The 20490-nt window shown below is 37.4% G+C and carries 37 protein-coding genes; all 37 read left to right on the top strand.

Features of this window, described 5'->3' with window-relative positions; all coding sequences use genetic code 11:
• Positions 1-33: 33 nt before the first annotated feature.
• The 37 genes from MKY60_RS17465 (at position 34) to MKY60_RS17285 (ending at position 20489) form a co-directional block, all read left to right on the top strand.
• Complete coding sequence (locus MKY60_RS17465; protein WP_340930822.1) at positions 34-237, top strand: hypothetical protein; 204 nt, start codon at positions 34-36, stop codon at positions 235-237.
• A 99-nt stretch (positions 238-336) separates the two neighbouring features.
• Entirely contained in the window at positions 337-555 is a 219-nt protein-coding gene (locus tag MKY60_RS17460; RefSeq protein WP_340930821.1) for a hypothetical protein, read from the top strand.
• Positions 552-1436, top strand: a complete 885-nt coding sequence (locus MKY60_RS17455; RefSeq protein WP_340930820.1) for a hypothetical protein — start codon at positions 552-554, stop codon at positions 1434-1436. The genes MKY60_RS17460 and MKY60_RS17455 overlap by 4 nt, the downstream gene beginning before the upstream one ends.
• Positions 1378-2193 (top strand): PD-(D/E)XK nuclease-like domain-containing protein, encoded by an 816-nt coding sequence (locus MKY60_RS17450; protein WP_340930819.1) that lies wholly within the window; start codon positions 1378-1380, stop codon positions 2191-2193. Before MKY60_RS17455 ends, MKY60_RS17450 begins: the two co-directional genes overlap by 59 nt.
• Before the next feature lie 11 nt (positions 2194-2204).
• The gene (locus MKY60_RS17445; protein ID WP_340930818.1) at positions 2205-2990 is read left to right on the top strand and encodes a DnaD domain-containing protein; all 786 of its coding nucleotides are present in this window, start codon (positions 2205-2207) and stop codon (positions 2988-2990) included.
• A 12-nt stretch (positions 2991-3002) separates the two neighbouring features.
• Positions 3003-3809 (top strand): ATP-binding protein, encoded by an 807-nt coding sequence (locus MKY60_RS17440; protein WP_340930817.1) that lies wholly within the window; start codon positions 3003-3005, stop codon positions 3807-3809.
• A gap of 14 nt (positions 3810-3823) precedes the next feature.
• Complete coding sequence (locus MKY60_RS17435; protein WP_340930816.1) at positions 3824-4219, top strand: YopX family protein; 396 nt, start codon at positions 3824-3826, stop codon at positions 4217-4219.
• Positions 4212-4535 carry a hypothetical protein gene (locus tag MKY60_RS17430; RefSeq protein WP_340930815.1) on the top strand — a complete coding sequence of 108 codons (324 nt, stop codon included), beginning with the start codon at positions 4212-4214 and terminating at the stop codon, positions 4533-4535. Before MKY60_RS17435 ends, MKY60_RS17430 begins: the two co-directional genes overlap by 8 nt.
• Positions 4528-4680 (top strand): hypothetical protein, encoded by a 153-nt coding sequence (locus MKY60_RS17425; protein ID WP_340930814.1) that lies wholly within the window; start codon positions 4528-4530, stop codon positions 4678-4680. The genes MKY60_RS17430 and MKY60_RS17425 overlap by 8 nt, the downstream gene beginning before the upstream one ends.
• Positions 4677-5039, top strand: coding sequence for a YopX family protein (locus tag MKY60_RS17420; RefSeq protein ID WP_340930813.1), 363 nt, complete (start codon positions 4677-4679; stop codon positions 5037-5039). The genes MKY60_RS17425 and MKY60_RS17420 overlap by 4 nt, the downstream gene beginning before the upstream one ends.
• A gap of 172 nt (positions 5040-5211) precedes the next feature.
• Entirely contained in the window at positions 5212-5892 is a 681-nt protein-coding gene (locus tag MKY60_RS17415; protein ID WP_340930812.1) for a dUTP diphosphatase, read from the top strand.
• On the top strand, positions 5892-6041 hold the full coding sequence (locus MKY60_RS17410) for a DUF6011 domain-containing protein (protein ID WP_340930810.1): 150 nt from the start codon (positions 5892-5894) through the stop codon (positions 6039-6041). Before MKY60_RS17415 ends, MKY60_RS17410 begins: the two co-directional genes overlap by 1 nt.
• Positions 6041-6460 carry a RusA family crossover junction endodeoxyribonuclease gene (locus MKY60_RS17405; RefSeq protein WP_340931117.1) on the top strand — a complete coding sequence of 140 codons (420 nt, stop codon included), beginning with the start codon at positions 6041-6043 and terminating at the stop codon, positions 6458-6460. The genes MKY60_RS17410 and MKY60_RS17405 overlap by 1 nt, the downstream gene beginning before the upstream one ends.
• Before the next feature lie 47 nt (positions 6461-6507).
• A complete protein-coding gene (locus tag MKY60_RS17400) occupies positions 6508-7275 on the top strand; it encodes a hypothetical protein (RefSeq protein WP_340930809.1) in 768 nt (255 codons plus the stop codon).
• 47 nt (positions 7276-7322) lie between these two features.
• On the top strand, positions 7323-7487 hold the full coding sequence (locus tag MKY60_RS17395; protein ID WP_340930808.1) for a hypothetical protein: 165 nt from the start codon (positions 7323-7325) through the stop codon (positions 7485-7487).
• Positions 7484-7702: a hypothetical protein gene (locus MKY60_RS17390; protein WP_340930807.1), complete on the top strand. Its 219-nt coding sequence runs from the start codon at positions 7484-7486 to the stop codon at positions 7700-7702. The genes MKY60_RS17395 and MKY60_RS17390 overlap by 4 nt, the downstream gene beginning before the upstream one ends.
• The gene (ssb, locus tag MKY60_RS17385) at positions 7699-8154 is read left to right on the top strand and encodes a single-stranded DNA-binding protein (protein WP_340930806.1); all 456 of its coding nucleotides are present in this window, start codon (positions 7699-7701) and stop codon (positions 8152-8154) included. Before MKY60_RS17390 ends, ssb begins: the two co-directional genes overlap by 4 nt.
• A gap of 13 nt (positions 8155-8167) precedes the next feature.
• Complete coding sequence (locus MKY60_RS17380; protein ID WP_340930805.1) at positions 8168-8383, top strand: helix-turn-helix domain containing protein; 216 nt, start codon at positions 8168-8170, stop codon at positions 8381-8383.
• Between the two features lie 8 nt (positions 8384-8391).
• Positions 8392-8592: an XtrA/YqaO family protein gene (locus MKY60_RS17375; protein WP_340930804.1), complete on the top strand. Its 201-nt coding sequence runs from the start codon at positions 8392-8394 to the stop codon at positions 8590-8592.
• Positions 8589-9254 (top strand): hypothetical protein, encoded by a 666-nt coding sequence (locus MKY60_RS17370; RefSeq protein WP_340930803.1) that lies wholly within the window; start codon positions 8589-8591, stop codon positions 9252-9254. The genes MKY60_RS17375 and MKY60_RS17370 overlap by 4 nt, the downstream gene beginning before the upstream one ends.
• A gap of 97 nt (positions 9255-9351) precedes the next feature.
• Positions 9352-9543 carry a hypothetical protein gene (locus MKY60_RS17365; protein ID WP_340930802.1) on the top strand — a complete coding sequence of 64 codons (192 nt, stop codon included), beginning with the start codon at positions 9352-9354 and terminating at the stop codon, positions 9541-9543.
• A gap of 11 nt (positions 9544-9554) precedes the next feature.
• Positions 9555-10031, top strand: a complete 477-nt coding sequence (locus tag MKY60_RS17360; RefSeq protein WP_340930801.1) for a sigma-70 family RNA polymerase sigma factor — start codon at positions 9555-9557, stop codon at positions 10029-10031.
• Positions 10032-10156: 125 nt separating this feature from the next.
• The gene (locus MKY60_RS17355; protein WP_340930800.1) at positions 10157-10582 is read left to right on the top strand and encodes a DUF3908 family protein; all 426 of its coding nucleotides are present in this window, start codon (positions 10157-10159) and stop codon (positions 10580-10582) included.
• Positions 10583-10650: 68 nt separating this feature from the next.
• Positions 10651-11145, top strand: a complete 495-nt coding sequence (locus MKY60_RS17350; RefSeq protein WP_340930799.1) for a terminase small subunit — start codon at positions 10651-10653, stop codon at positions 11143-11145.
• The gene (gene terL / locus MKY60_RS17345) at positions 11117-12577 is read left to right on the top strand and encodes a phage terminase large subunit (RefSeq protein ID WP_340930798.1); all 1461 of its coding nucleotides are present in this window, start codon (positions 11117-11119) and stop codon (positions 12575-12577) included. Before MKY60_RS17350 ends, terL begins: the two co-directional genes overlap by 29 nt.
• The gene (locus MKY60_RS17340) at positions 12578-13930 is read left to right on the top strand and encodes a DUF1073 domain-containing protein (protein WP_340930797.1); all 1353 of its coding nucleotides are present in this window, start codon (positions 12578-12580) and stop codon (positions 13928-13930) included.
• Positions 13917-14693, top strand: a complete 777-nt coding sequence (locus MKY60_RS17335) for a phage head morphogenesis protein (RefSeq protein ID WP_340930796.1) — start codon at positions 13917-13919, stop codon at positions 14691-14693. The genes MKY60_RS17340 and MKY60_RS17335 overlap by 14 nt, the downstream gene beginning before the upstream one ends.
• Before the next feature lie 31 nt (positions 14694-14724).
• Entirely contained in the window at positions 14725-14955 is a 231-nt protein-coding gene (locus tag MKY60_RS17330) for a hypothetical protein (protein ID WP_340930795.1), read from the top strand.
• A 47-nt stretch (positions 14956-15002) separates the two neighbouring features.
• Positions 15003-16088: a DUF2213 domain-containing protein gene (locus tag MKY60_RS17325; RefSeq protein ID WP_340930794.1), complete on the top strand. Its 1086-nt coding sequence runs from the start codon at positions 15003-15005 to the stop codon at positions 16086-16088.
• Between the two features lie 12 nt (positions 16089-16100).
• Positions 16101-16553: a structural cement protein Gp24 gene (locus MKY60_RS17320; protein ID WP_340930793.1), complete on the top strand. Its 453-nt coding sequence runs from the start codon at positions 16101-16103 to the stop codon at positions 16551-16553.
• Between the two features lie 15 nt (positions 16554-16568).
• The gene (locus MKY60_RS17315; RefSeq protein WP_340930792.1) at positions 16569-17468 is read left to right on the top strand and encodes a DUF2184 domain-containing protein; all 900 of its coding nucleotides are present in this window, start codon (positions 16569-16571) and stop codon (positions 17466-17468) included.
• A gap of 12 nt (positions 17469-17480) precedes the next feature.
• Entirely contained in the window at positions 17481-17792 is a 312-nt protein-coding gene (locus tag MKY60_RS17310) for a hypothetical protein (protein WP_340930791.1), read from the top strand.
• Positions 17793-17809: 17 nt separating this feature from the next.
• Complete coding sequence (locus tag MKY60_RS17305) at positions 17810-18163, top strand: DUF4054 domain-containing protein (RefSeq protein ID WP_340930789.1); 354 nt, start codon at positions 17810-17812, stop codon at positions 18161-18163.
• A gap of 1 nt (position 18164) precedes the next feature.
• Positions 18165-18641 carry a hypothetical protein gene (locus MKY60_RS17300; RefSeq protein WP_340930788.1) on the top strand — a complete coding sequence of 159 codons (477 nt, stop codon included), beginning with the start codon at positions 18165-18167 and terminating at the stop codon, positions 18639-18641.
• Entirely contained in the window at positions 18634-19008 is a 375-nt protein-coding gene (locus MKY60_RS17295; protein ID WP_340930784.1) for a hypothetical protein, read from the top strand. The genes MKY60_RS17300 and MKY60_RS17295 overlap by 8 nt, the downstream gene beginning before the upstream one ends.
• Positions 19001-19468, top strand: a complete 468-nt coding sequence (locus MKY60_RS17290; protein ID WP_340930783.1) for a phage neck terminator protein — start codon at positions 19001-19003, stop codon at positions 19466-19468. Before MKY60_RS17295 ends, MKY60_RS17290 begins: the two co-directional genes overlap by 8 nt.
• Positions 19469-19478: 10 nt before the next feature.
• The gene (locus MKY60_RS17285; protein WP_340912908.1) at positions 19479-20489 is read left to right on the top strand and encodes a DUF3383 family protein; all 1011 of its coding nucleotides are present in this window, start codon (positions 19479-19481) and stop codon (positions 20487-20489) included.
• Position 20490: the final 1 nt, after the last annotated feature.

Below are 20490 nucleotides of genomic sequence, written 5' to 3'. Positions count from 1 at the left end.
ATGGGATTCAACCCACAGGAAGAGGTGAGAATTATGGACAACCCAATGGTATTTGGTTATGGATACGAAGAACAATTGCGAACTCCTAGAAAGGTTGGGTGCTGCAATTATCGACACTGTAAGGAAGATTTATATGAAGGTGAAGGCTATGAGTGGGATGGCTACTTGTATTGTTCTACAGAACATATGGGTGAACACATTGTAGAAGAAAACTTAGCGGTGGATTTAAGTGCATAAAAAAATCCGCTATGTGGAGTAGCGGATTAGGTTCTCTCGAATTATTAAGTAATTTCATTATAACGAGAGACCTTGAAAATTACAAGAGGAGGGCTAAATATGGAAATAGATTTAAAGTCACAGTTCTATAGTTTGAGTCGTTTTGCGAGAAAAAATAACATGAGCAAAGTGGATTTAGACATTCTCAATATCGCATTAGCAGTAGAGTGCCAACGTTTAGTAATTACTAATGAAATTGACCGCTTGCCATCCTTAATGGAACAGTACCAGGACATTGAAAACCAAATACAAAATGAAAATGGAGTGAAAATAGCATGAGTGAATTATCAATGCAATTTCAACAAAACCAACAAGGTGGGGTAGTTGGACAAGCTACAGCATCGCGTGAAATGGAAGAAGTAAAGGGAGCTATCTTCCTTGCTAAACAATTCCCTAGAAATATCTTTCAAGCGGAACAAAGAATACTAGATTCTTGTAAACGTGCATCGCTTGCAGAAGTAGCTATGTATCAATACCCAAGAGGAGGAACAAAGGTTAGTGGTCCTTCTATAAGACTGGCAGAGGTATTAGCTCAGAACTGGGGAAATCTTTCGTTTGGAGTAAAGGAACTTGAACAACGTGAAGGTGAATCGGTAGCAATGGCTTATGCATGGGACCTTGAAACGAATGTAAGGCAAGAAAAAGTATTTACGGTAAAACATAGTAGACAAGCTAGAGGTGGTTTGCAGCAACTTACAGATCCTCGCGACATATACGAAATGGTTGCAAGTAGTGGTGCTCGTCGTGTTCGTGCTTGTGTACTAGGAATTATACCTGGGGACATCGTAGATAAAGCGGTAGCAGAATGTGAGCAAACGCTTAAAGGAAATAACAAAGGACCTTTAAAAGACCGTATTTCAAATGCTTTAAAAACATTCAAGGAACAGCATAGAGTTACGCAGGAAATGGTAGAAGCGAAGTTTGGATATAACGCTGAATCATTTACAGAATACGACTATCTAGAGCTAATTAAGATTTTTAACTCAGTTAAAGATGGCATGAGCAAAGTAGAGGACTGGTTTGACAAAGATGCTGGCAAGAAGAAATCTAGTGATCTTGGAGAAGCATTCACAAAGGAAAGTAGTAAGGAGGCTGCAGTAGATGGTGGCACAATCGAAGCAGGAGATACTACAACTAAACAGTCAGAACTACCACAGTAATGAAGCTAACAAAGAATACTTTTCCGTTTCACAGTTCAAAAACATGTTGGATTGTGAAGCAAGAGCATTAGCTGAGGTGAAGGGCGAATATATTCGTCCTCCTTCTACAGCATTAGTAGTCGGTTCTTATACACATGCAGCATTTGAGAGTGACGAAGAATTTCTAAAGTTCCAAGAAGAGAACCATGATTCAATATTCAAAAGTCGTGGTGGTAAGTACGCTGAATTTGTTCAAGCAGACTTGATGATTGAAACGATTAAAAATGATCCATTCGCAATGTTTGCGATGGAAGGTGAGAAAGAGAAAATTTTCACTGCAGAACTGTTCGGAGCTACATGGAAAATCAAAGTGGATTCCATCAATTATCAGCGTAAAACATTTAGCGATTTAAAGACTACTCAGAGCCTTTCTAATCGATATTGGTCGGATAAGTACCACAAGTATGTATCGTTCGTACAAGCCTATGATTATGTACTACAAATGGCTGTCTATCGTGAAGTAATCCAAAGAAACACTGGTGAGTATTTCAATCCCTATATTGTGGCCGTAACAAAAGAAACTCCTCCAGATAAAGCGGTATTACACTTTGATACTTCTCGCTTTGACTTTGAATTAGAGTACACAGCAAATATGATGGAGCGTTTTGTTCGTGTAAAAAGCGGTGAAGAAAATCCTATCAGATGTGACAAATGCGCATATTGCAGACAGACAAAGCAATTAAATAATACTTTTGAGATTGAATATTTACTAGATTAGGGGTGAGTGAATTGGAAGGGTGGATTAAATTACATCGAGAGTTACTTGAGAAGCCGATATGGGAAGGATCTACTCCAGAACAGAAGGTGATATTAATTACCCTTCTCACAATGGCCAACCATAAAGAAAAAGAGTGGGAATTTAAAGGTGAAAAATACAAAGCTTTACCAGGTCAATTTGTAACAAGTTTGGACTCGATTGTTAAAAAAGCCGGTAGTGGCATCTCAATTAAGAATGTTAGAACAGCCTTACAACGTTTTGAAAAGTTCGGATTTCTGGCAAACCAATCGACAAACAAAAATAGACTCATAACCATTGTCAATTGGGAGGTTTATCAAGGTTCTAATGATGTGGGTGGCAGGCAAGATGGCAAGCAACTGGCAAGCGAGTGGCAAGCAACTGGCAAGCAACCGGCAACTAACAAGAATGAAAGAACTAAAGAACTTAATCTATCTACAACAACTACTACAGATGATGTAACGAAACTTATAAATATATTTAATCAAAACATTTGTCCGTTATCTCCATTTCAAATGGAATCACTGGAAGATTGGTATAAAGATTTTAAAAACAACTTCGAGATTTTGATGGAAGCTATAAAAATATGTGCTGATCGAAACAAAAAGAGTTTTGGATTCTTTGAGTACTTACTTAGAGATTGGGCTAACAACAACATAACTAGTTTTGAACAAGTACAAAGCTATGAGCGGAACAAGTTTGGTAAACCAAATAAACTCCAAGTAGTTCCTTCACCAGAAAAGAAAAAAGATAAACCCGAATACAATTACGGATTTTAGGAGGGATGAATCGTGAAAGCTATTCAAGAGTTCTCAGCTATGCCAAAGCCAGTTATTTTGAACACATACGAATGTGAAGATTGTCTTGAACAGGTGAAGGTTGCAGAAATGCCGATTGCTGGAGGACCTGATAAAGGTAAAATTGAACGCTTCTATCTTGGATGCAAATGTGGAGATTTACCTTTAGCAGAAAGAGCGTTAAAGAATGACAAGAAAGCTCGGATGAATCGCACAAAGGATATATTCGACCAAAACTCTTTGGTAAATAAATCACTGTTAAAAGCGACGTTAGAGAACTATATACCGCCTACCCAAGAGCTGCATGAAGCAAAGGGGACGATTACTAATTTCGTGAATGAGTTTAACCCAAAGGATGGGAAAAACCTTCTGTTAGTCGGCTCTTATGGAACAGGGAAAAGTCACTTGTCCTATGCAGCGGCTAAGAGATTGATAGAAAAGGGACATTCAGCGTTATTCCTATCAGTTCCTAAACTATTAACCAAAATAAAAGAAACCTATAATGCTGGATCTAAGTTTTCGGAGAACGATTTACTAGAGTTTGTGGCAATGGTGGACCTGCTTGTCCTGGATGACTTGGGCGCTGAGTATACAAACGCTAAGAATGGACCGGATAACTGGACTTGGACAAAGCTATTCGAGGTAATCGATAGCAGAGCCGGAAAACATACGATTTACACGACAAACCTATCCAGTACGGATCTCGAGAGTAAAGTGAATGCTCGTAACTTCTCACGGATTATGGATGATACAGAGGTTATTCAGATGAACGGTAAGGATTATCGGAAGAAAACATTTTAGGGGGATGGAAAGTAATGAGAGAGATTAAATTTCGTGCTTGGGAAACAGGAGAAGAGATAATGCACCCAAATGTAACGAATGGGGTTTATCAAGATCCAGATGAAATTATAGACTTTGATTTTGTTCTCGGACTTGAGCGATTTAAGGTCATGCAATATACAGGACTTAAAGACAAGGACGGAACAGAAATTTTTGAGGGCGATATTGTTTCAACTGATTTAAGTAGACCTTTTCTTATTGTTGAGTTTAGAAATGGTGCATTCATGTATCAATGCCACCATAACGGTCAAGATTACTATGATTTTATGGAACCCTCTTACGAAGAAATAAAAGAGTTTACTAAATATCATAAAGTCATAGGAAACATCTACGAAAACCCTGAGCTACTGGAGGTTGAAGCCAATGCCTGAAAATATGAAAGCTTACCAAGTTAGTAACGGAGAGTATGGCTGTATTGCTTTTGGAACTCGCGGACAAGCTCGTTCATTAGGAGCTAATGAATTTGGATGTAATTTTACTGAAGTGGATGTTAAACGTGCAAAATGGGCTGATGAATACCAAGGGGCTGAAAATATACCAAAGGAAGCATTTTTAAAGAATGGTTGGTGGTGGGAATGCAATTGTGGTCAAGCTCAATACGAAGAAACTGCGATTGTAATAAACGAAGCTGTCTATTGTGAAAAGTGCCTTCCTAACCGAGAAAGCGAGGTCGAAGCCAATGCCTAAATGGATACCAGGGCAAGGCTTTCACCTTGTCCAATCAACTGGACCTATCGACCATGAAGCGAATCAAAAGCGAATGGATATCCTCGAGGAACGTTTGCAAGCTGCAGAGATACGTTTCGGGATGAGAGAGGGGAAATCGGCATGAGTAGAGAGGTTAAGTTTCGTGCAAAAGTATTGAATACAAACAACTGGATATACAGACAACCTTTTCATATCAGAGGTACTTGGTATATGTATAACCAACTGTGGGATATGGTTCCCATCGAACATAAGACAATAGGTCAATTTTCAGGACTATTAGACATAAAAGGAAATCAAATCTATGACGGTGATCTACTTAAAGATGATGAAAATTTCATTTGGGAAGTTTGCTACAAACAAGGCATGTTCTATGCGAAATGTGATGATTTACTAGCGCTACAGATGCTTTCGACAGTCAATCTTTATGGAGTTGTTGTTGGTAACACATTTGACAATCCTGAGTTACTGGAGGTAGCGCAATGAAAACGCCAGTTGCAGCGTGCGAAAACCATCGATGTGAAAAGGCAATCCATAAAGGCGACCAGGTATGGCGTAAAGGCTCTGAAATGTATTGCTCCGGGAAATGTCTATTTCAATCGTTTGGACACGTTAAACAAACGATTTTGCGTGAAAAACAGGTAGTTGGAGGTGCGAGATGAATCTAGCGAAGTTATTTGAGACTCAGAGAGTACTAGATGCACGAATTGAAAAGGAACATCCAAGAGTTGAGGGTGAAGATCGTTTAGCTAAAAAGATATTAGCGTTACAAGTTGAACTTGGTGAATGTGCTAATGAATGGAGAGGGTTTAAATTTTGGAGTGCATATCAAAAACCTAAAAATATCATTCACACTACTCAAGGTGCTACAACTGATAACGCTGTTTATTATCAATGTTCTGAAGAAGAATGCGGTGAAAGATTTAATAAAAATGATGAACGTCTAAATGACCTTTTCGGTAAGAATGATGAAGATTGTCCGGTTTGTGAGGATGGTTTGTTATACGCATTCCGTAAAAAGAATCCGCTATTAGAAGAATACGTAGACTGCTTACATTTCATCTTGTCGATTGGGTTGGAGTATGAATTAAAGCAATCTGATTTTGCTTATTTAGGAAGCGAACTCAATGAAACAATTATCGAACAATTTATTATGTTGAATGTTGTTCTTACTGAAACATTTTATACTCCTAAAATGCATATTGAACCAGAGTTTAGACAGTTAATCGAATTGTTCATAGGACTAGGAGAAATGCTAGGCTTCACTTGGGAACAAGTAGAACAAGCCTATTACGAAAAGAACGAAATCAATCATGCACGACAAGAGGCTGGTTACTAATGAGTACTTGTAACCGTTGCAACCGTCCTCTGAAAACATCTAAAAGCATTAAAGAGAGCTATGGTCCAGTTTGTAAAAAGAAACAGGCAGAAGCTGATGCTGAGTTCTTAAAAAGACAATTAACTATCGAAGAAGTGATGGAAGAATGATGACCAGTATTCTTTTCGAAATACCTGGTGAGCCAGTCGCACAAGGAAGACCTAGAGCAGGGAAATCATGGGGCGGTAAAACCGTCCTTTATGATCCAGATAAGTCTCGTGATTTTAAACAGTATGTGAGATTAGTAGGTAGCCAGTACGCTCCAAAAGAGCTCTTAACAGGTCCGATTGACTTAGCGATAGATATTTACAGGGCAACTCCTAAGAAGTATCAGACGAAGCCAAAACAGGCTCTTATTGAGAAGGGTGAGCTAAGACCGACAACTAAGCCCGATGTAGATAATTATGTGAAGGGTGTGAAGGACGGATTGAACAAAGTCATTTGGCAGGACGATAGCCAAGTTGTTAATTTGACCGTTCGGAAGTTTTATAGCATGCAACCTAGAGTGGTTGTTAGGGTTGCTTATTGATAAGGCGTATTAGAAACACATTAAGTGAATTAAAAGAGGTGAAAGAGATGACAAATAAAATTGTAACTTGGGCACTATTTGATAGTGGCAACGGTTGTTATTTTAATGGAGCTTCAAATTTTGCGAATATCGAAGTCTATAGTATTGGTTTGGATATAGAGAATAAAAATAACCATTTTATTAATTTGAATTTAGCAGATTATAGTTACTTATTCGGTGACAAAACCTTATATGAAACGTTGGATAATTTACCTAAACCCGATTTGATTATCGCATCTCCTCCATGTGAATCTTGGAGCGTAGCGAGTGCTATGGATAAAGGTAATGCATGTTGGAAACAAGAACAAGGAGATTCTCTTTTTGAACCGCAAACTCCACTTTCTCGATTCACAATACGGGATTATAAGGATTACGAGAGGTATCAATTCAAACCTGAAAAGTCGTTGGTAAAACGTATTAATGGGGAATTATGCACAGTCAATTTGATTCAAATCATTAAAAAATACAACCCTACTTATTTTATTATTGAAAACCCAGCTAGTAGTAAGATATGGGATTACATCGAAAAAATATTAGGCTTTGAAATCCCTTACGAAAATCTAACTTATTACAACAACTATGATGATTACCCAGTAAAGAAGCCTACAAAATTTAAGTCTAATTTGCAATTGAATTTAAAAAGCGTAGTTATACCAAATAAAATAGAGTTTTGCCAAATGGCAGGTTATAACAATCGTTCGAACATTCCACAGACTTTAGTAAATGAAATATTTGCGAGAGTCATAGAAGAATATACACAAAAATTAGCAATGTAGTTAATACTCTGTACGAATATAAAGTGACTTAGGAAAGGAGCACAAACATGAGAAAAATCCGAGAAAGTTCATTGTTTAGTGCAGAGGAACAAAAAATCATGCGTAAACATGGCATTACTTTAGAAATGGCTAGAGTACGTCACAAAAAGCTAGGCTATTCTAAAGAAAAAGCTATAACAAAGCCTGTTAGAAAGTGGGTGGAGAGAGTATGACGGATGAAGAACGATTAGATAAATTAACTGTAGCAATCTTTGATAATGCACATCTTGAGCAAGAGAATAAGAAACTACGTAAAGCGTTAGAGTTTTATGCTGATGTTGAAAACAATAGATACTTTGCTGATTATCCTGATAGTTATCTAACAGAATCAGAGGTTATGCAAGATGAAGGAAAAATAGCTAGAAAAGCATTGGAGGATTCCAAATGATTAACCGCGTCGTATTAGTTGGGAGATTAACAAAAGATCCAGAGCTTAAATATACTCCTTCTGGAGTAGCGATGGCTCGCTTCACATTAGCAGTTAACAGAACGTTTAAGTCAGAAGGACAACCAGATGCAGACTTTATAAATATTATCGTATGGAGAAAGCAAGCCGAGAATACGGCCAACTTCTTGAAAAAAGGTAGTTTAGCAGGAGTAGAAGGTCGGATTCAGACGGGGAGCTATGAAGGGCAAGATGGGAAAAGAATTTATACTACTGATGTCGTTGCTGATAGCGTTCAATTCCTTGAACCGAAGAATGGACAGGCTTACCAAAACAACGGCACTACAGGGCAATCTCAAACAAATAATCAATCGAACTACACCAGAGCGGATGAAGATCCGTTTGCAAATAGTTCTGGACCAATTGATGTGCAAGATGATGATTTGCCTTTCTAAGTGAGGTGACAGCATGAATTACTTTTTATTTGAAGACGATAAGCACAAGGTGAACATGGTATTTGAGGAAAGAGAATTAGAAACTTTCGTGTGTTATTGGAAAGAAGGATATGGGATTGAGCGTATTTCGGAGGAAATGAAGAGAAAGCCAGTAGAAATTGCTCTTCTAATACTAGACAGAGCTGAGATAGGGAAAATCAAGCCACGGAAAAAAGGGATATTCGGGTAGGGGGTTTCATGAATATGGAAGATTTAAATATAAACCCTAGTACAATGAAACTAGAAGTTGATATAATGGAACTACCTAAAAGTTGTGTGATTGTTATCTGCGACGGCAAAGCAAAACTCAGAGAACTTCCAACACATGGGGAATATAAGATTGTGACGCATCAAGGGAAAGTGAAGAGGATGCGTGTCGAGCAGGGGGAAGAGTTTTGAAAAAAGGTAAATTGGAAAAAATAATACTTTATATAGTTATAAGTGTTTTATTTATATCATTATTAACTTTAATTTTCTTCATGAACTTTTCTCAAGTTAATTTAAATATAAACAGTGACATATGGGGCCCGATATCAACTTTTACTGGGGCATTAACAGGAGCTCTTATATCAGGTAGTATAGCTATTTACGTTATGCATCGTGACATTTCCTCTAGAAGAGGAGAAAAAGTAAAAGAAATAAATAACAACTTTAAAAAATCCTTTGAATTGATAGATATGTGGTCAAACACTTACCTTCAAACTTTAGATTCTATTCATGGATTTGCAAAGTTAAAAGAAGGAACAAAAAAGAATTCAATGGATATAGAATTAAATGCTATGAAAGAGTGTGCAACTAGACTGGAGAAAATAAATGATGATTATATACCTCAGAAAGTATATAAAGATTTTTTAGACTTAAAAGCTATAATAGATTTAACATTCCACCAATACAAAGCCTTTATATCCACTATAGAATTATTAAAGAGTAAAGATAAATTAATTGTTTTAAATGAAAATAATGACCTGAAAAAGTGGATATTAGAATCAAATGAATCAATTAGAAAGAGTTTTATTGGACATTTAAAGGTTCTGCAGGAATATAAAAGTAATTTAGAATAATAGTCCACCCAGCCAACTGGAGGACAACGAACGATTACAGCAACCGCTGTGTCATTTGTTGTCCTCTTTTTTTATTTCATCTAAGGGAGAGATGGGAATGAGAACGATTCAATCAGAGGTTATCGAAAAAGGGTTAAAACAAGTCGATAGAGAGGGTTTAAGGAATGGACACACGAATACAAGCAACAAGAAGAAAGAAACGCTCACACGTAAGGAAATTGAGGAATTGATGGGGTGCAATCGACAAACGTACCGACGTGTTGGTGGAGCTGTACGAAATAAACGATAGGAGTGGAGAAAATGTTCAAAACCGGAACTTCAATAGCATCAATTATTGCAGATTATCAGATGATGAAAACAGAGATAGCTAGATTAGAACAGATTTTGTACGGTTTTAAAATTCCTATGGATAACTGGGGAGTCGCTCAATATGGTTTAGATGCAGCAATGCCAAAAGGTTCTTCCGGTAAAAGTGAATCTGAATTAAAAAAGATGGATGTTAGAGAACGAAAGCAATTGGAACGACTTACTTATATGAGATACTGCGTAAGTATATTAGAAAACTTCACGAACACATTTTCAGATTTAAGAACAAACATTATTTATGATCACATTCTAGATGGATGGACTTATCGACAAATAGCAAGTGAGCTAGGTGTAGGAGTTACTTACGTAAAAGAACGAAAGCATCAAATCATCGATATCATTGTTAGCGCACGAAACGCACAGAACGCACAAAACGACCACTATTTGCCAAAAGAAAAATCTGCGGTGTAAACTGGAAGGAGGGTCGGCTAGGTAGGTCCCCCGGGCGAAAAATAGTTTTCGTATACCATCTTGCGATGCTTTGTAGGAGGATTTTCACTTTCTTTGACGAATATTGTCAATAGGAGGTGGTAATTATGATGGAAATAACATATGCAGAGTTTTTAAAGCATATGAATAGCTTGAGTTTTAATAACTCTACAGTTGAAGATCAAAATTATTCATTGAAAGACGTTGTAGAAGAGGATAAGATATTGTTTTTTTACCCAAAGAATTTCCTTTTCAAAGAGAAGACTATTAAGGACGCAGAATTATTTTTATTTGAAAAAAATAGAATAAGAGTTATTAACTTTTTAGAGGATGGATATATTTCTATAACAAATAGAAATTTAAGTACCATTACTAAAGTTCAACTAAAACATAAAAACAGAAAATCAACATCTCTAACATTATTTTTTAATGATGATTCAGAATACGTTTTTGATAGCCAAAATGATAGCAGTAATTATAATTTTAAACTCCAGACAGTCATTTTGAATATATATAAACAATTGCAACAGTAATTTCGCATCTCTTATGAGGTGCTTTTTTTTATGTCATAAATAGCAAATAGCATAACGGGGTGATGCCATTGATTGAACGTAAATTAACATTAAAGCAACAAGCGTTTGCAGATAACTATATTGAGTTAGGGAATGCCACAGAAGCTTACAAACGTGCATATCCTAATGTGAAAAGGGATGAGACAGCAAGGGCAGCAAGTAGCAGAATGTTAACTAATGTTAACGTAAAATCTTATATAGAGAATCGTATGGAAGAGTTAAAGTCTGAGCGTGTTGCTGATCAACAAGAGATTCTTGAATTGCTTACATCTATAGCTAGAGGTGAGACGACCGCTGCAACACTGCGTAGTGTCGATGTGGGTGTGCAGACAATTGATGAAGATATGCCTCCTACAATGGGTGAACGTATAAAGGCAGCTGAATTATTAGGTAAGCGGCATGCTATGTGGACTGAAAAACAAGAGGTGGGTATCACTGGAACTATAGATAATAAAGTAGATTTCAGCGGATTAAGTACAGAGGAGTTGAGAGCAATTGCCAACTCTAAGCGCCGAACAGATTGAAGCATTATCCCACGAAGCCGAAAAAGAACTAGCTCGACGCAATTATCGTGATTATGTGGAATTTGTACATCATGGTCATTATTCGCATTTCAAGCATACAGAATTAGTGTGTAGCGTACTTCAAAGGATTGCTGATGGTGAACAACTATCTGTATTGATTGAAATGCCGCCAAGGCACGGTAAATCGATGACGGTAACAGAGACATTTCCCTCTTATTACATTGGTCGAAATCCTAATAAACGAGTAATTGCAGCTGCATATTCTGATGGTTTGGCTACCAAGTTTGGGCGTTTGAATCGCAATAAATTCAATGAGTTTTCTAATGAGTTATTTGAGGTTCAATTATCTGATTCTAATGCAGCTACAAAAGACTGGGGTGTTGAAGGTAAACGTGGTGGCATGATTGCTACTGGTATTGGAGGTTCTATTACCGGACAAGGTGCCGATTTAATGATTATTGATGACCCTATCAAAAATATGAAAGAAGCTAGCTCCCAGACTATCCGAGATAATATCTGGGATGAATGGGAAGCAACTCTTTCAACTCGTTTGCATGATGGAGCTAGTGTCATTGTTATTATGACTAGATGGCACGAAGATGACTTAATCGGACGTTTACTTGCTCGTAGTCCTCGAAAATGGATTCGTTTATGTTTACCGGCTATAGCAGAAGATGAAGAAGATTTATTAGGTCGTGTTATAGGTGAACCCCTCTGTCCAGAACTTGGTTTTGATATTCAGTGGGCAGAGGATAAAAAGAGCGAGGTTGGTTCTCGTACATGGGCTTCTCTTTATCAGCAAAGACCTTCGCCTGCAGGAGGTAACATCTTTAAACGTGAATGGATTAAGTATTACGTCCGTACACCAGAACAAAAGAATGAATGGTCGTTGAGTGATGAAATTCTATTATTACCTACCCATTTCGATAAGGTGGCACAGTCATGGGATTGTACATTTAAGGACTCTGAAACAAGTGACTTTGTAGCTGGTGGTGTATGGGGACGCAAGAAAGCCCAGTATTTCTTATTCGATATTGATCACAGGCGTATGGGCTTTGCAGAAACAATGAAAGCGATTCGTGCTATGTCTGATAAATGGCCGAATGCACGAAGTAAATATATTGAGGATAAAGCGAATGGTACAGCTATCATCGAAATGTTGAAAGATGAAATCAGCGGTATTGTTCCAGTTAATCCCGACGGAGGAAAGGAGGCACGCGCTAATGCGGTGTCTCCTTTATTTGAGGCTGGAAATGTTTATTTGCCTCATCCCAATATGTGTGCGTGGGTTGAAGACTTAATTGAGGAATTAGTAAGTTTCCCTAATGCTGCACATGATGACCTAGTAGATATGACCACACAGGCATTGAATCAGCTCTATTCAAACAATGCTAATCCGTTAGATCGTTACAGAAATTTGTTAGGAAAGTAGGTGGTTAAACTGAAATCAATTGATCAAGCAAAAGAGTTACGTAATGACTTTATGCAAGGTAATGGTAAAGCAAACAGTAAAGACAAACTAACTCGTCAAGTAGCAGGTGCGCGACGTAAATTGTCGCAAGATGAACTTTCTGCTTTATATGCTGATAGTCGTATTGTGCAAAATATCATTGAGATTCCTGCAGAGGATATGACGCGTAATTGGTTCACTCTTCGCATGAAGGATGAAAAACTCGCAAGAGATATTATGAGTAAGTTATCAGACTTGAAAGCCAAGCAAGCTTTTAAGAAGATGCGTTCTTATGAGCGATTGCGTGGTGATGGTTTTATATCGTTGGGTGTTACTCAAGGAAATAAATTTACGTTAAATGATCCATTGGATATGAAAAAACTGTACTCAGTTGATTATTTACATGCATTTAGTTCTCTCAAAGTTAATGAGTTTTTAATTAATGAAGACATGTTCGATATAAAATACGGACAATTAGAGGAGCTGCGTATTAATCGGAATTCACGTAACGGTATTCAGACAGTCGAATCAGAATCGGCAGTGCATATTTCTCGTTTATTGCATGACCAAACGAGACGCTTAGAGGATGAATACCAAGGTCAATCATTGCTAGAGCCGATGTACGACATTTTAACTGTACTAGACACGTCCTTATGGTCGGTAGGTCAAATACTTCATGACTTTACTTTTAAGGTGTATTCATCAAAGGATATCGAGAATTTAGATAGTAAAGATAAACAACAGCTTTCCATGCTTATGGATTTCATGTTTAGAACTGAAGCTCTTGCCATGATTGGTGAAGGAGAAAGTTTGACTAAACAATCAACCTCTGTAACAGGTATTAAAGACTTGCTAGATTATGTTTGGGATATACTTTCTGGTGCTGCACGTATGCCAAAAACGGTTATTAAAGGTCAAGAGGCTGGCACAATAACAGGAGCTCAATATGATGTCATGAACTATTACTCTCGTATAGTAGCGGACCAAGAAAACGAAATGAAACCGCATCTCGAAAGGTTAGTTCGTATGTTGTTAATGTCTGAAAAAGAACTAGGTGGTCGTATTGATCCTGACTCGCTCGAATGGGAGATTAAATTCAATCCTCTTTGGAGTGTAGATTCCAAGACAGATGCTGAAATACGAAAAATCGTAGCAGAAACAGACCAAATCTATTTGGTAAACGGAATTATTATGGCAGATGAACTTAGAGAAACACGTTTTGGACAATTTGGATTAACTGATGAACTGAAGTTTAGTGGTGATTCTGCTGATTTAGAGGAAATGGCTAATGAAATCTATGGTTCTTATAAGGAGAATCGAAATGGCCAAGCGTAAGGTACCTCTTACACGTTTTCCAGATGCAGTTGCGGTCTCATATAATCGAGCAATTACCAAAATGGTTAGAGAATTAGGTAAAGAAACACTAAAAATGTTTGATCAACATATTGAACGCCAGATTGAGCTCAACAGAAAAGATAAACATGACTTTATTGTTGATGGATTTTTCGACGTATTTAAAAGCATATTTCAGTCATTTAAAAACAAGGCATCCAAAACCTTTTCAAGTAAAAGAAAAGAAGATGCAGCAGGTACATTCCTTGCAAGCTTGAACCAATTCAATAAAAGTAACATGTTTCAACAAGGAAGAATACGAGGAATTGATCCTACCAAAACTGAACCTTGGCTGAATAATTTTATGAAAGCGAAAGTTGCTGAAAATGTAAATTATATTACCAAGATTCAAGATGACTACGTTGAAAAGATTGAAGAAATCATTGAAACAGGTGTTAAGGGTGGTACGAACCCTAAAGTAATACGGAATCAACTTGTCGAAAGAATTGGAATGACTGAAAGTCGTGCTCAATTTATTGCGGTAGACCAAGCAGGATCAATATTAGGGCAAATGACTGCAAAGAGACATCAGCAAATGGGTGTTGAAAAGTTTAAATGGCTTACTTCTAAAGATGAAAGAGTAAGAGAATCCCATAGAGAACTTAGTGACATGGTGTTTACTTATGATGATCCACCAGAAGTCGGTTTACCTGGTGAAGATTATCGTTGTAGATGTGTGGCTATTCCTGTTTTTGATGATGATTAACTATTCTCTATATATTGAAGGTGGTCAGTGAATGATGGGAATGGGCATTGAACTCCCTGTATGGGTAATCACTTCTAAATCAAAAAGTAAATTTTTTAATCTAAAGTCAAACAGATTCGATAAAGATGTAAGCGAATCGTGCTTATATTATTCGCCAATCGAAGCGGAACGTCAGCTATGTTTATTAGACTATGGTTATGTTTTGAAAAAAGGTCGTCATTACAAGGACGCAAAAGTAAATCGAATCCAATTAAACAGTTAAATATTGTGATACTGGGTCTTATTTTCGCTGGAAGGGGGTGAAATTGATTGAAACTACAGCGCTATGACAAATCATTTATAAATGATTACGGAGAAACACCAGAAGGCTACTTAACGGTACAGGTACCGATTACACGCCCTGGTGTTTTTCCATATCAACGGCAAGATGGCACAGTCCAAATGGAAGCTAAGTTGCCAGATGAAATTTTTAATGATCGTACTATTCGTTCTGCACGTTCTAAGCCCGTTACAGATGAACATCCAAATGAACCGGTGACAATAGACAACTATCAAACATATGCAAAGGGAATGAGTCACACCGATGCACGTGTAGAAGATTTAAAGCTATTTGTCTCTTTAACAATTACGGATAAAGATCTTATTCAAAAGGTTTATGATGGCAAGCGAGAAATAAGTATCGGCTTTATGAGTGACGTTGTTGCTGAATCCGGAGTTTATAACGGACAAACATATGAGTATGTTCAGCGTAACTTAGAGATTAATCACATTGCCATTGTTGACCAAGGGCGAGCTGGTCCAGAGGTGGCTATTCGTTCTGATAGTGATGCATGGCAAATTGAAAAAGAAGAAAAGGGAGGGCATAAGATGCCGACGTACAAAATTGATGGAAAAGACTATGAAGTAGATTCAGCTGTTAAATCATTTTTAGAAGCACAAGCAGCTAAATTAGAAACTGCTGAAACAAAGGTGGCTGGATTGGATTCCTTACAGGGACGTTTTGATGCGCTTGAAGTGAAATTGCAAAACACTGAAAAGGATCTCAAGGAAGCGAAAGAAAAACAAGTATCAGCTGATGAAATGGATAAAAAAGTCGAGGAACGTGTTGCCTTAATCAGCACAGCTAAACCGTTACTAGGAGATTCCTTTGACTTCACTGGTAAAACAGAACGTGAAATCAAAGAAGCTGTTATTTCTACAACTAAAGAAGAATTTAAAGGTGATGGTAAGTCGGATGACTATATCAACGCCTTTTTTGATGCAACAGTTGAGCAAGTTCAGTCAACTGGTTATTCTTCTACAGGTGCAAACAATGCATTTACTGGTGATTCAAAAGCCAATGAAAAAGAGCTTGAGGAATTGAAACAAAAACGTCTAAATATGCAGAAAAAATAAGGAGGAAAACACATGCCTATTACAAATTATTCAGATTACATGGAGCCAGCTGGTAAAGCAGGTCAATTATCAAATTATCAAGACTACACAGCGGACACATATGCGGTTGAAACTTTAGTGCCTTTCGGTGCTGCAGTTCAATTAAACGCAACAGGGACTGCAATTAAACCTATCGCTACTGCTGGTACCGTTATTGGTATTGCGCTTGCGCAAAACATTCATGATTGGGTGGAAAAGAAAGATGACCAAAACTATCCAGTAGGGGAGCCTGCAGCAATTATGAAGCGAGGTCGTATATTCGTTGTTGCCGGTGGAGACGTCATTAACGGACAACCAGTAAAAGTAGATCCAGCAACACAAAAATTTGTAGCATCAGGTGCAGCAGTAATTGACGTTACAAACGCAGTATTCAAAAATAACGCTTCAGCTGATCAATTAGTTGAAATCGAAATTAACTTACCTTAAGGAGGATATTATTACATGACACAACTACGTATGGACGCATTGATTCGTCCTCAAGATCTAAATGCAATCGACAAAAGAGTGTATGAACCACACGCTTCAGAGCTAAAAGCACGCTCAATTTTTTCTCTAAAAACTGATATTCCAGCAGGAGCTAAGACATATAGCTATGACGTTCTGACTCGCTCTGGTGTCGCTAAAATTCTAGCTCCCGGTGCAAATGACGTACCTTTGGTAGATGCTGATTTAACGGAAGAAACAGTTAAAATCTATTCAATTGCTGCTGCTTTCAATATTTCAGTTCAAGAAGTACGTGAAGCTCAAATGGCTAATCGTCAAATTGAAGTGACAAAGGCTGATACGGTACGTAAAGCAATTGCAGAAAAAGAAAATCAAATTGCTTTCTCTGGAGACTCTAAGCACAAAATTAAAGGACTTACTGATGCAGTAGGTATTCAAGTTTATGCAGTGCCGCAAAATGAAGCTGGCACCTCTACGAAGTGGGCGGACAAGACGGGCAAAGAAGTCGTTACTGATATCCGTAAAGCTAAAAATATGATTAACAAATTAAATGGCCATGAGGCAGATACTTTACTTTTAACTCCTGATTCATTTGAAGAATTAGAAAAGACATTTAACGATTTAACTCAACAAACAGTATTGGAGTATATTCGTTCTCAGAATTGGTTTAAAACCATCGAGACAATCAATGACATAAAAGGCAAAGGGTTAGCTAGTACTGATTGTTTTGTAGTTTTAGATTCTTCACCAGATGTCGTACAACTAGGCATTCCATTGGATATTATGAGACATCCACAAGAATATGCATTTCCAAACACAAAAGTGCCTTTTGAAGAACGTACAACAGGCTTAATTATCCGCTACCCGATGGCAATCTGCCGCGCTGATGGAATTTAAGGAGGAATTGATATGTTAGTACAAAACAAAGGTAATCACTCTTATCAAGCAAACGGATTAACGCTTATTCCGGGAACAAATAAAGTAGATGAGCAGGACTTTGAGAAGTTCATTGCTCATCCTTTGATGTCTTATTTAGATCAAAAAGGTGAATTTGTGTACGACAAAGAAAAGACAAAGCCTAATGCAAAGGAATTAATTGCTTTGATTGAGGATACATTCGATGTTGATACTTTAGAAGAATTGAAAGCGGATGAAGATCGCAAAACAGTTCTTGATGCAATAGATAAGCGTATCGCTGAATTGCTAAATCAAGATAAATAAAAAGGCGGTGGAATACCGTGTTAACAACAATTGAACGTGTAAAAGCAATGGGAAATGAATTTACTTCTATACCCGACGAACGTTTAACAATGTTCATTGAGGATGCTTCATTGGAAGTATCCTCTTTGTCATTTATAGTACCAGAGCAATATAAAGAAAGATTAGCCCGTTATTTAGCAGCTCATTTAGCGACTGTAAATAATAAGCTTGTTGTTCGTGAGAAAGTTGACGTAATCGAACGTCAATATAGTGATCCTAATAAGCTAGAAGGCATTTTCTCTACACGTTACGGGCAAGAATATCAAAGATTAATAGATGCTTTAGAAAAACAGTTAAAGCCAAAAAAATCTATTAACTTGGTGGTGCTTTAATATGGCAGGAATAACTATCCGCATTACTGATACGAACAAAATTCCACAGTTGATTAAGGAGATTAGGGAGTTAAGGAGATACGCAGTGGAGGTTGGTGTTTTTGGTGATGATGATTCTTTTTATGTCATGATTGCAAGCGTGCATGAATTTGGAGTGACCATACAACAAGAAAGAGGTTCGATTGTTATACCCGAACGATCTTTTATGAGGACTACCTTTGATGAAAAAAAAGGAGAATGGTTTGAGTTTGTCAAAAGGCAGTTAAATAATGTTATGGATTTCAAAATAGATGCACAAACGCTTTATGCCCGCTTAGGAGCAAAAATGGTAGGAGATATTCAAGAGAAAATCACCGATTTAGATGCACCACCTAATGCGCCTTCGACTATTAGTAAAAAAGGATCTAGCAATCCACTAATAGATTCAGGTGGTTTACGCAGGAGTATTACTTTTCGGGTGGTGCCAAATAATGCCTGAAATTATGATATTTAAAGAAGTAATTGAAGAAAATGGCGTTCCTTTTACTGCTTTTTTGAGGGGTGAAGGAAGTCATGTTAATGGTAAATGGACTCCAGGTGTTCCTAGTGAGGTACCTATGTTTGGTATCATTTTACCTGTTGTTGCAGGCTCGAAAAGTATAGGTGAAGAGCTCAGTTATATCGAAAACGGTGTGTACACTTTAAAAGAAAAAAAGCTATTTACTACAACTCCAATTGAATTAGGTGTCCAAGTTAAGTATAAAAACGATTTTTACACTGTCCAAGCTTTTAAAGATTTCAGCGAGTTCACGGATGTTTTTATTTATCTTATGAAATGGCGTGAGGGAGTAGGTAAGATTGATTAAATATGATGACATTTGGATTCCATTGCAAAATGGATTATCCAATTATACTGGTATAGAAGTCATTCAAGCAGAGAGTATAGGAAAACAGCCAGAATATCCATTCATCTCTATAAAGAAGACTACAATCGGGCAAAATGTAGGACAAGTTGCAGAATCTCTGACAGGTAATATAAAAACAATTGAACAGGATGTAGAATCTGTGTTTTCAATCACTTGCAATGCAGCAACAATAGAAGATGCAGAAGACTATACGCATAAAGCACGTGCTTACTTCTTGGGTAAGGGTCATATTGATTTATCAGACAAAAACATTACAGTTGTTGACGTGTTAAACGCAACAAATCGTGATGTTTTTTTAACTGTTGCTTATGAAAGACGATGTGGTTTTGATTTGCGTTTGCGAGTACGGGGTCAAGAATCATACGAAATTGATGTAATTGAAAGAGTAACAATTAATTAGGAGGGATAACATGCCATTAAAAGACGTAACAGTCATTATTGACATTAAAAAGCCGTCTGCATTAGAAGGTTTAGGTACACCTTTAATTTTAGCAGATAAGACTGGCGCTCAGTCGTTTAAAATCTATGGGGATATTGAGGGTGTAGAAAAAGATTTCCCTACGACAACAGATGCTTATAAAGCGGCGAAAGTAGCCTTTAAACAAGGAGATACAAGTACAGCGAAAGTAGCAATTGCAACATACGATTCGAGCGCAACAACGCCAATAACTGCTGCAGAAACACTTGCTGAATATTACGGTGAGGATTGGTACTTTGTTTCACTGGCAACAGGTTCAGTATCTGATTTCATTGCTATTTCAGATGTGGTAGAAGGCGAAGGGTTTAAGATTGCGGCACATACTGTTGATAATCTAACAGATTTAGAGACTATTTCAGCTAAAAAATATGATCGCACTTTTGTAATAATGCATGACAAACTAGCGCAATATCCACATTTAGCATTAATTGGTGGTCATGGTTCTAAAACGGTTGGTTCCATTACTTATAAGTTTAAAAAGCTTATTGGGATAGATCCAGCACCTTATGACAAAACCACATTACTTGCTATTCATGCGTTAAACGGTTTTGCCTATGTATCTAAAGGCGGTGTCTATCAAACCTCAGAGGGTACTATGCTGAGCGGTGAGTACATTGACGTTATTCACGGTAAAGACTGGGTGAAAGTGAACATGGAACAAGCGATTTCAACGCTTTTCACAAATAACGACAAAATTTCATTTGATGATGTGGGAATTCCACAAATAGAAGGAGAAGCACGTACAATCTTAGAAATCGCAGGGCAACAAGGCATTATTGCTCTTGATGAAGCGGAGCAACCACTTTACACTCTTACAGCGAAAAACCGCGCACAAACAAACGCTGCTGATCGTGTAGAACGTCACTATAAAGGATTATCATTTAGCCTAGAACTTGCAGGTGCTATTCATGAAGCAACTGTTTTAGGCGAGATGGTTTATTAAG

Origin of the sequence: Psychrobacillus sp. FSL K6-1415, assembly GCF_038003185.1 — a bacterium.
In the GTDB taxonomy this organism is placed as follows: domain Bacteria; phylum Bacillota; class Bacilli; order Bacillales_A; family Planococcaceae; genus Psychrobacillus; species Psychrobacillus psychrodurans.
Note: the sequence above shows the minus strand (reverse complement) of the source record. Positions and strands in the feature narration are given on the sequence as shown.

Bases quoted from the DNA above. Each gene is read 5' to 3' on its own strand.
- MKY60_RS17460 (WP_340930821.1), top strand. From the start codon at position 337: ATGGAAATAGATTTAAAGTCACAGTTCTATAGTTTGAGTCGTTTTGCG.
- MKY60_RS17375 (WP_340930804.1), top strand. From the start codon at position 8,392: ATGAATATGGAAGATTTAAATATAAACCCTAGTACAATGAAACTAGAA.
- MKY60_RS17285 (WP_340912908.1), top strand. From the start codon at position 19,479: ATGCCATTAAAAGACGTAACAGTCATTATTGACATTAAAAAGCCGTCT.
- MKY60_RS17420 (WP_340930813.1), top strand. From the start codon at position 4,677: ATGAGTAGAGAGGTTAAGTTTCGTGCAAAAGTATTGAATACAAACAAC.
- MKY60_RS17330 (WP_340930795.1), top strand. From the start codon at position 14,725: ATGATGGGAATGGGCATTGAACTCCCTGTATGGGTAATCACTTCTAAA.
- MKY60_RS17400 (WP_340930809.1), top strand. From the start codon at position 6,508: ATGACAAATAAAATTGTAACTTGGGCACTATTTGATAGTGGCAACGGT.
- MKY60_RS17405 (WP_340931117.1), top strand. From the start codon at position 6,041: ATGACCAGTATTCTTTTCGAAATACCTGGTGAGCCAGTCGCACAAGGA.
- MKY60_RS17355 (WP_340930800.1), top strand. From the start codon at position 10,157: ATGATGGAAATAACATATGCAGAGTTTTTAAAGCATATGAATAGCTTG.
- MKY60_RS17430 (WP_340930815.1), top strand. From the start codon at position 4,212: ATGCCTGAAAATATGAAAGCTTACCAAGTTAGTAACGGAGAGTATGGC.
- MKY60_RS17335 (WP_340930796.1), top strand. From the start codon at position 13,917: ATGGCCAAGCGTAAGGTACCTCTTACACGTTTTCCAGATGCAGTTGCG.
- MKY60_RS17395 (WP_340930808.1), top strand. From the start codon at position 7,323: ATGAGAAAAATCCGAGAAAGTTCATTGTTTAGTGCAGAGGAACAAAAA.
- MKY60_RS17315 (WP_340930792.1), top strand. From the start codon at position 16,569: ATGACACAACTACGTATGGACGCATTGATTCGTCCTCAAGATCTAAAT.
- MKY60_RS17360 (WP_340930801.1), top strand. From the start codon at position 9,555: ATGTTCAAAACCGGAACTTCAATAGCATCAATTATTGCAGATTATCAG.
- MKY60_RS17425 (WP_340930814.1), top strand. From the start codon at position 4,528: ATGCCTAAATGGATACCAGGGCAAGGCTTTCACCTTGTCCAATCAACT.
- MKY60_RS17310 (WP_340930791.1), top strand. From the start codon at position 17,481: ATGTTAGTACAAAACAAAGGTAATCACTCTTATCAAGCAAACGGATTA.
- MKY60_RS17435 (WP_340930816.1), top strand. From the start codon at position 3,824: ATGAGAGAGATTAAATTTCGTGCTTGGGAAACAGGAGAAGAGATAATG.
- MKY60_RS17455 (WP_340930820.1), top strand. From the start codon at position 552: ATGAGTGAATTATCAATGCAATTTCAACAAAACCAACAAGGTGGGGTA.
- MKY60_RS17450 (WP_340930819.1), top strand. From the start codon at position 1,378: ATGGTGGCACAATCGAAGCAGGAGATACTACAACTAAACAGTCAGAAC.
- ssb (WP_340930806.1), top strand. From the start codon at position 7,699: ATGATTAACCGCGTCGTATTAGTTGGGAGATTAACAAAAGATCCAGAG.
- MKY60_RS17465 (WP_340930822.1), top strand. From the start codon at position 34: ATGGACAACCCAATGGTATTTGGTTATGGATACGAAGAACAATTGCGA.
- MKY60_RS17295 (WP_340930784.1), top strand. From the start codon at position 18,634: ATGCCTGAAATTATGATATTTAAAGAAGTAATTGAAGAAAATGGCGTT.
- MKY60_RS17415 (WP_340930812.1), top strand. From the start codon at position 5,212: ATGAATCTAGCGAAGTTATTTGAGACTCAGAGAGTACTAGATGCACGA.
- MKY60_RS17380 (WP_340930805.1), top strand. From the start codon at position 8,168: ATGAATTACTTTTTATTTGAAGACGATAAGCACAAGGTGAACATGGTA.
- MKY60_RS17390 (WP_340930807.1), top strand. From the start codon at position 7,484: ATGACGGATGAAGAACGATTAGATAAATTAACTGTAGCAATCTTTGAT.
- MKY60_RS17410 (WP_340930810.1), top strand. From the start codon at position 5,892: ATGAGTACTTGTAACCGTTGCAACCGTCCTCTGAAAACATCTAAAAGC.
- MKY60_RS17320 (WP_340930793.1), top strand. From the start codon at position 16,101: ATGCCTATTACAAATTATTCAGATTACATGGAGCCAGCTGGTAAAGCA.
- MKY60_RS17300 (WP_340930788.1), top strand. From the start codon at position 18,165: ATGGCAGGAATAACTATCCGCATTACTGATACGAACAAAATTCCACAG.
- MKY60_RS17365 (WP_340930802.1), top strand. From the start codon at position 9,352: ATGAGAACGATTCAATCAGAGGTTATCGAAAAAGGGTTAAAACAAGTC.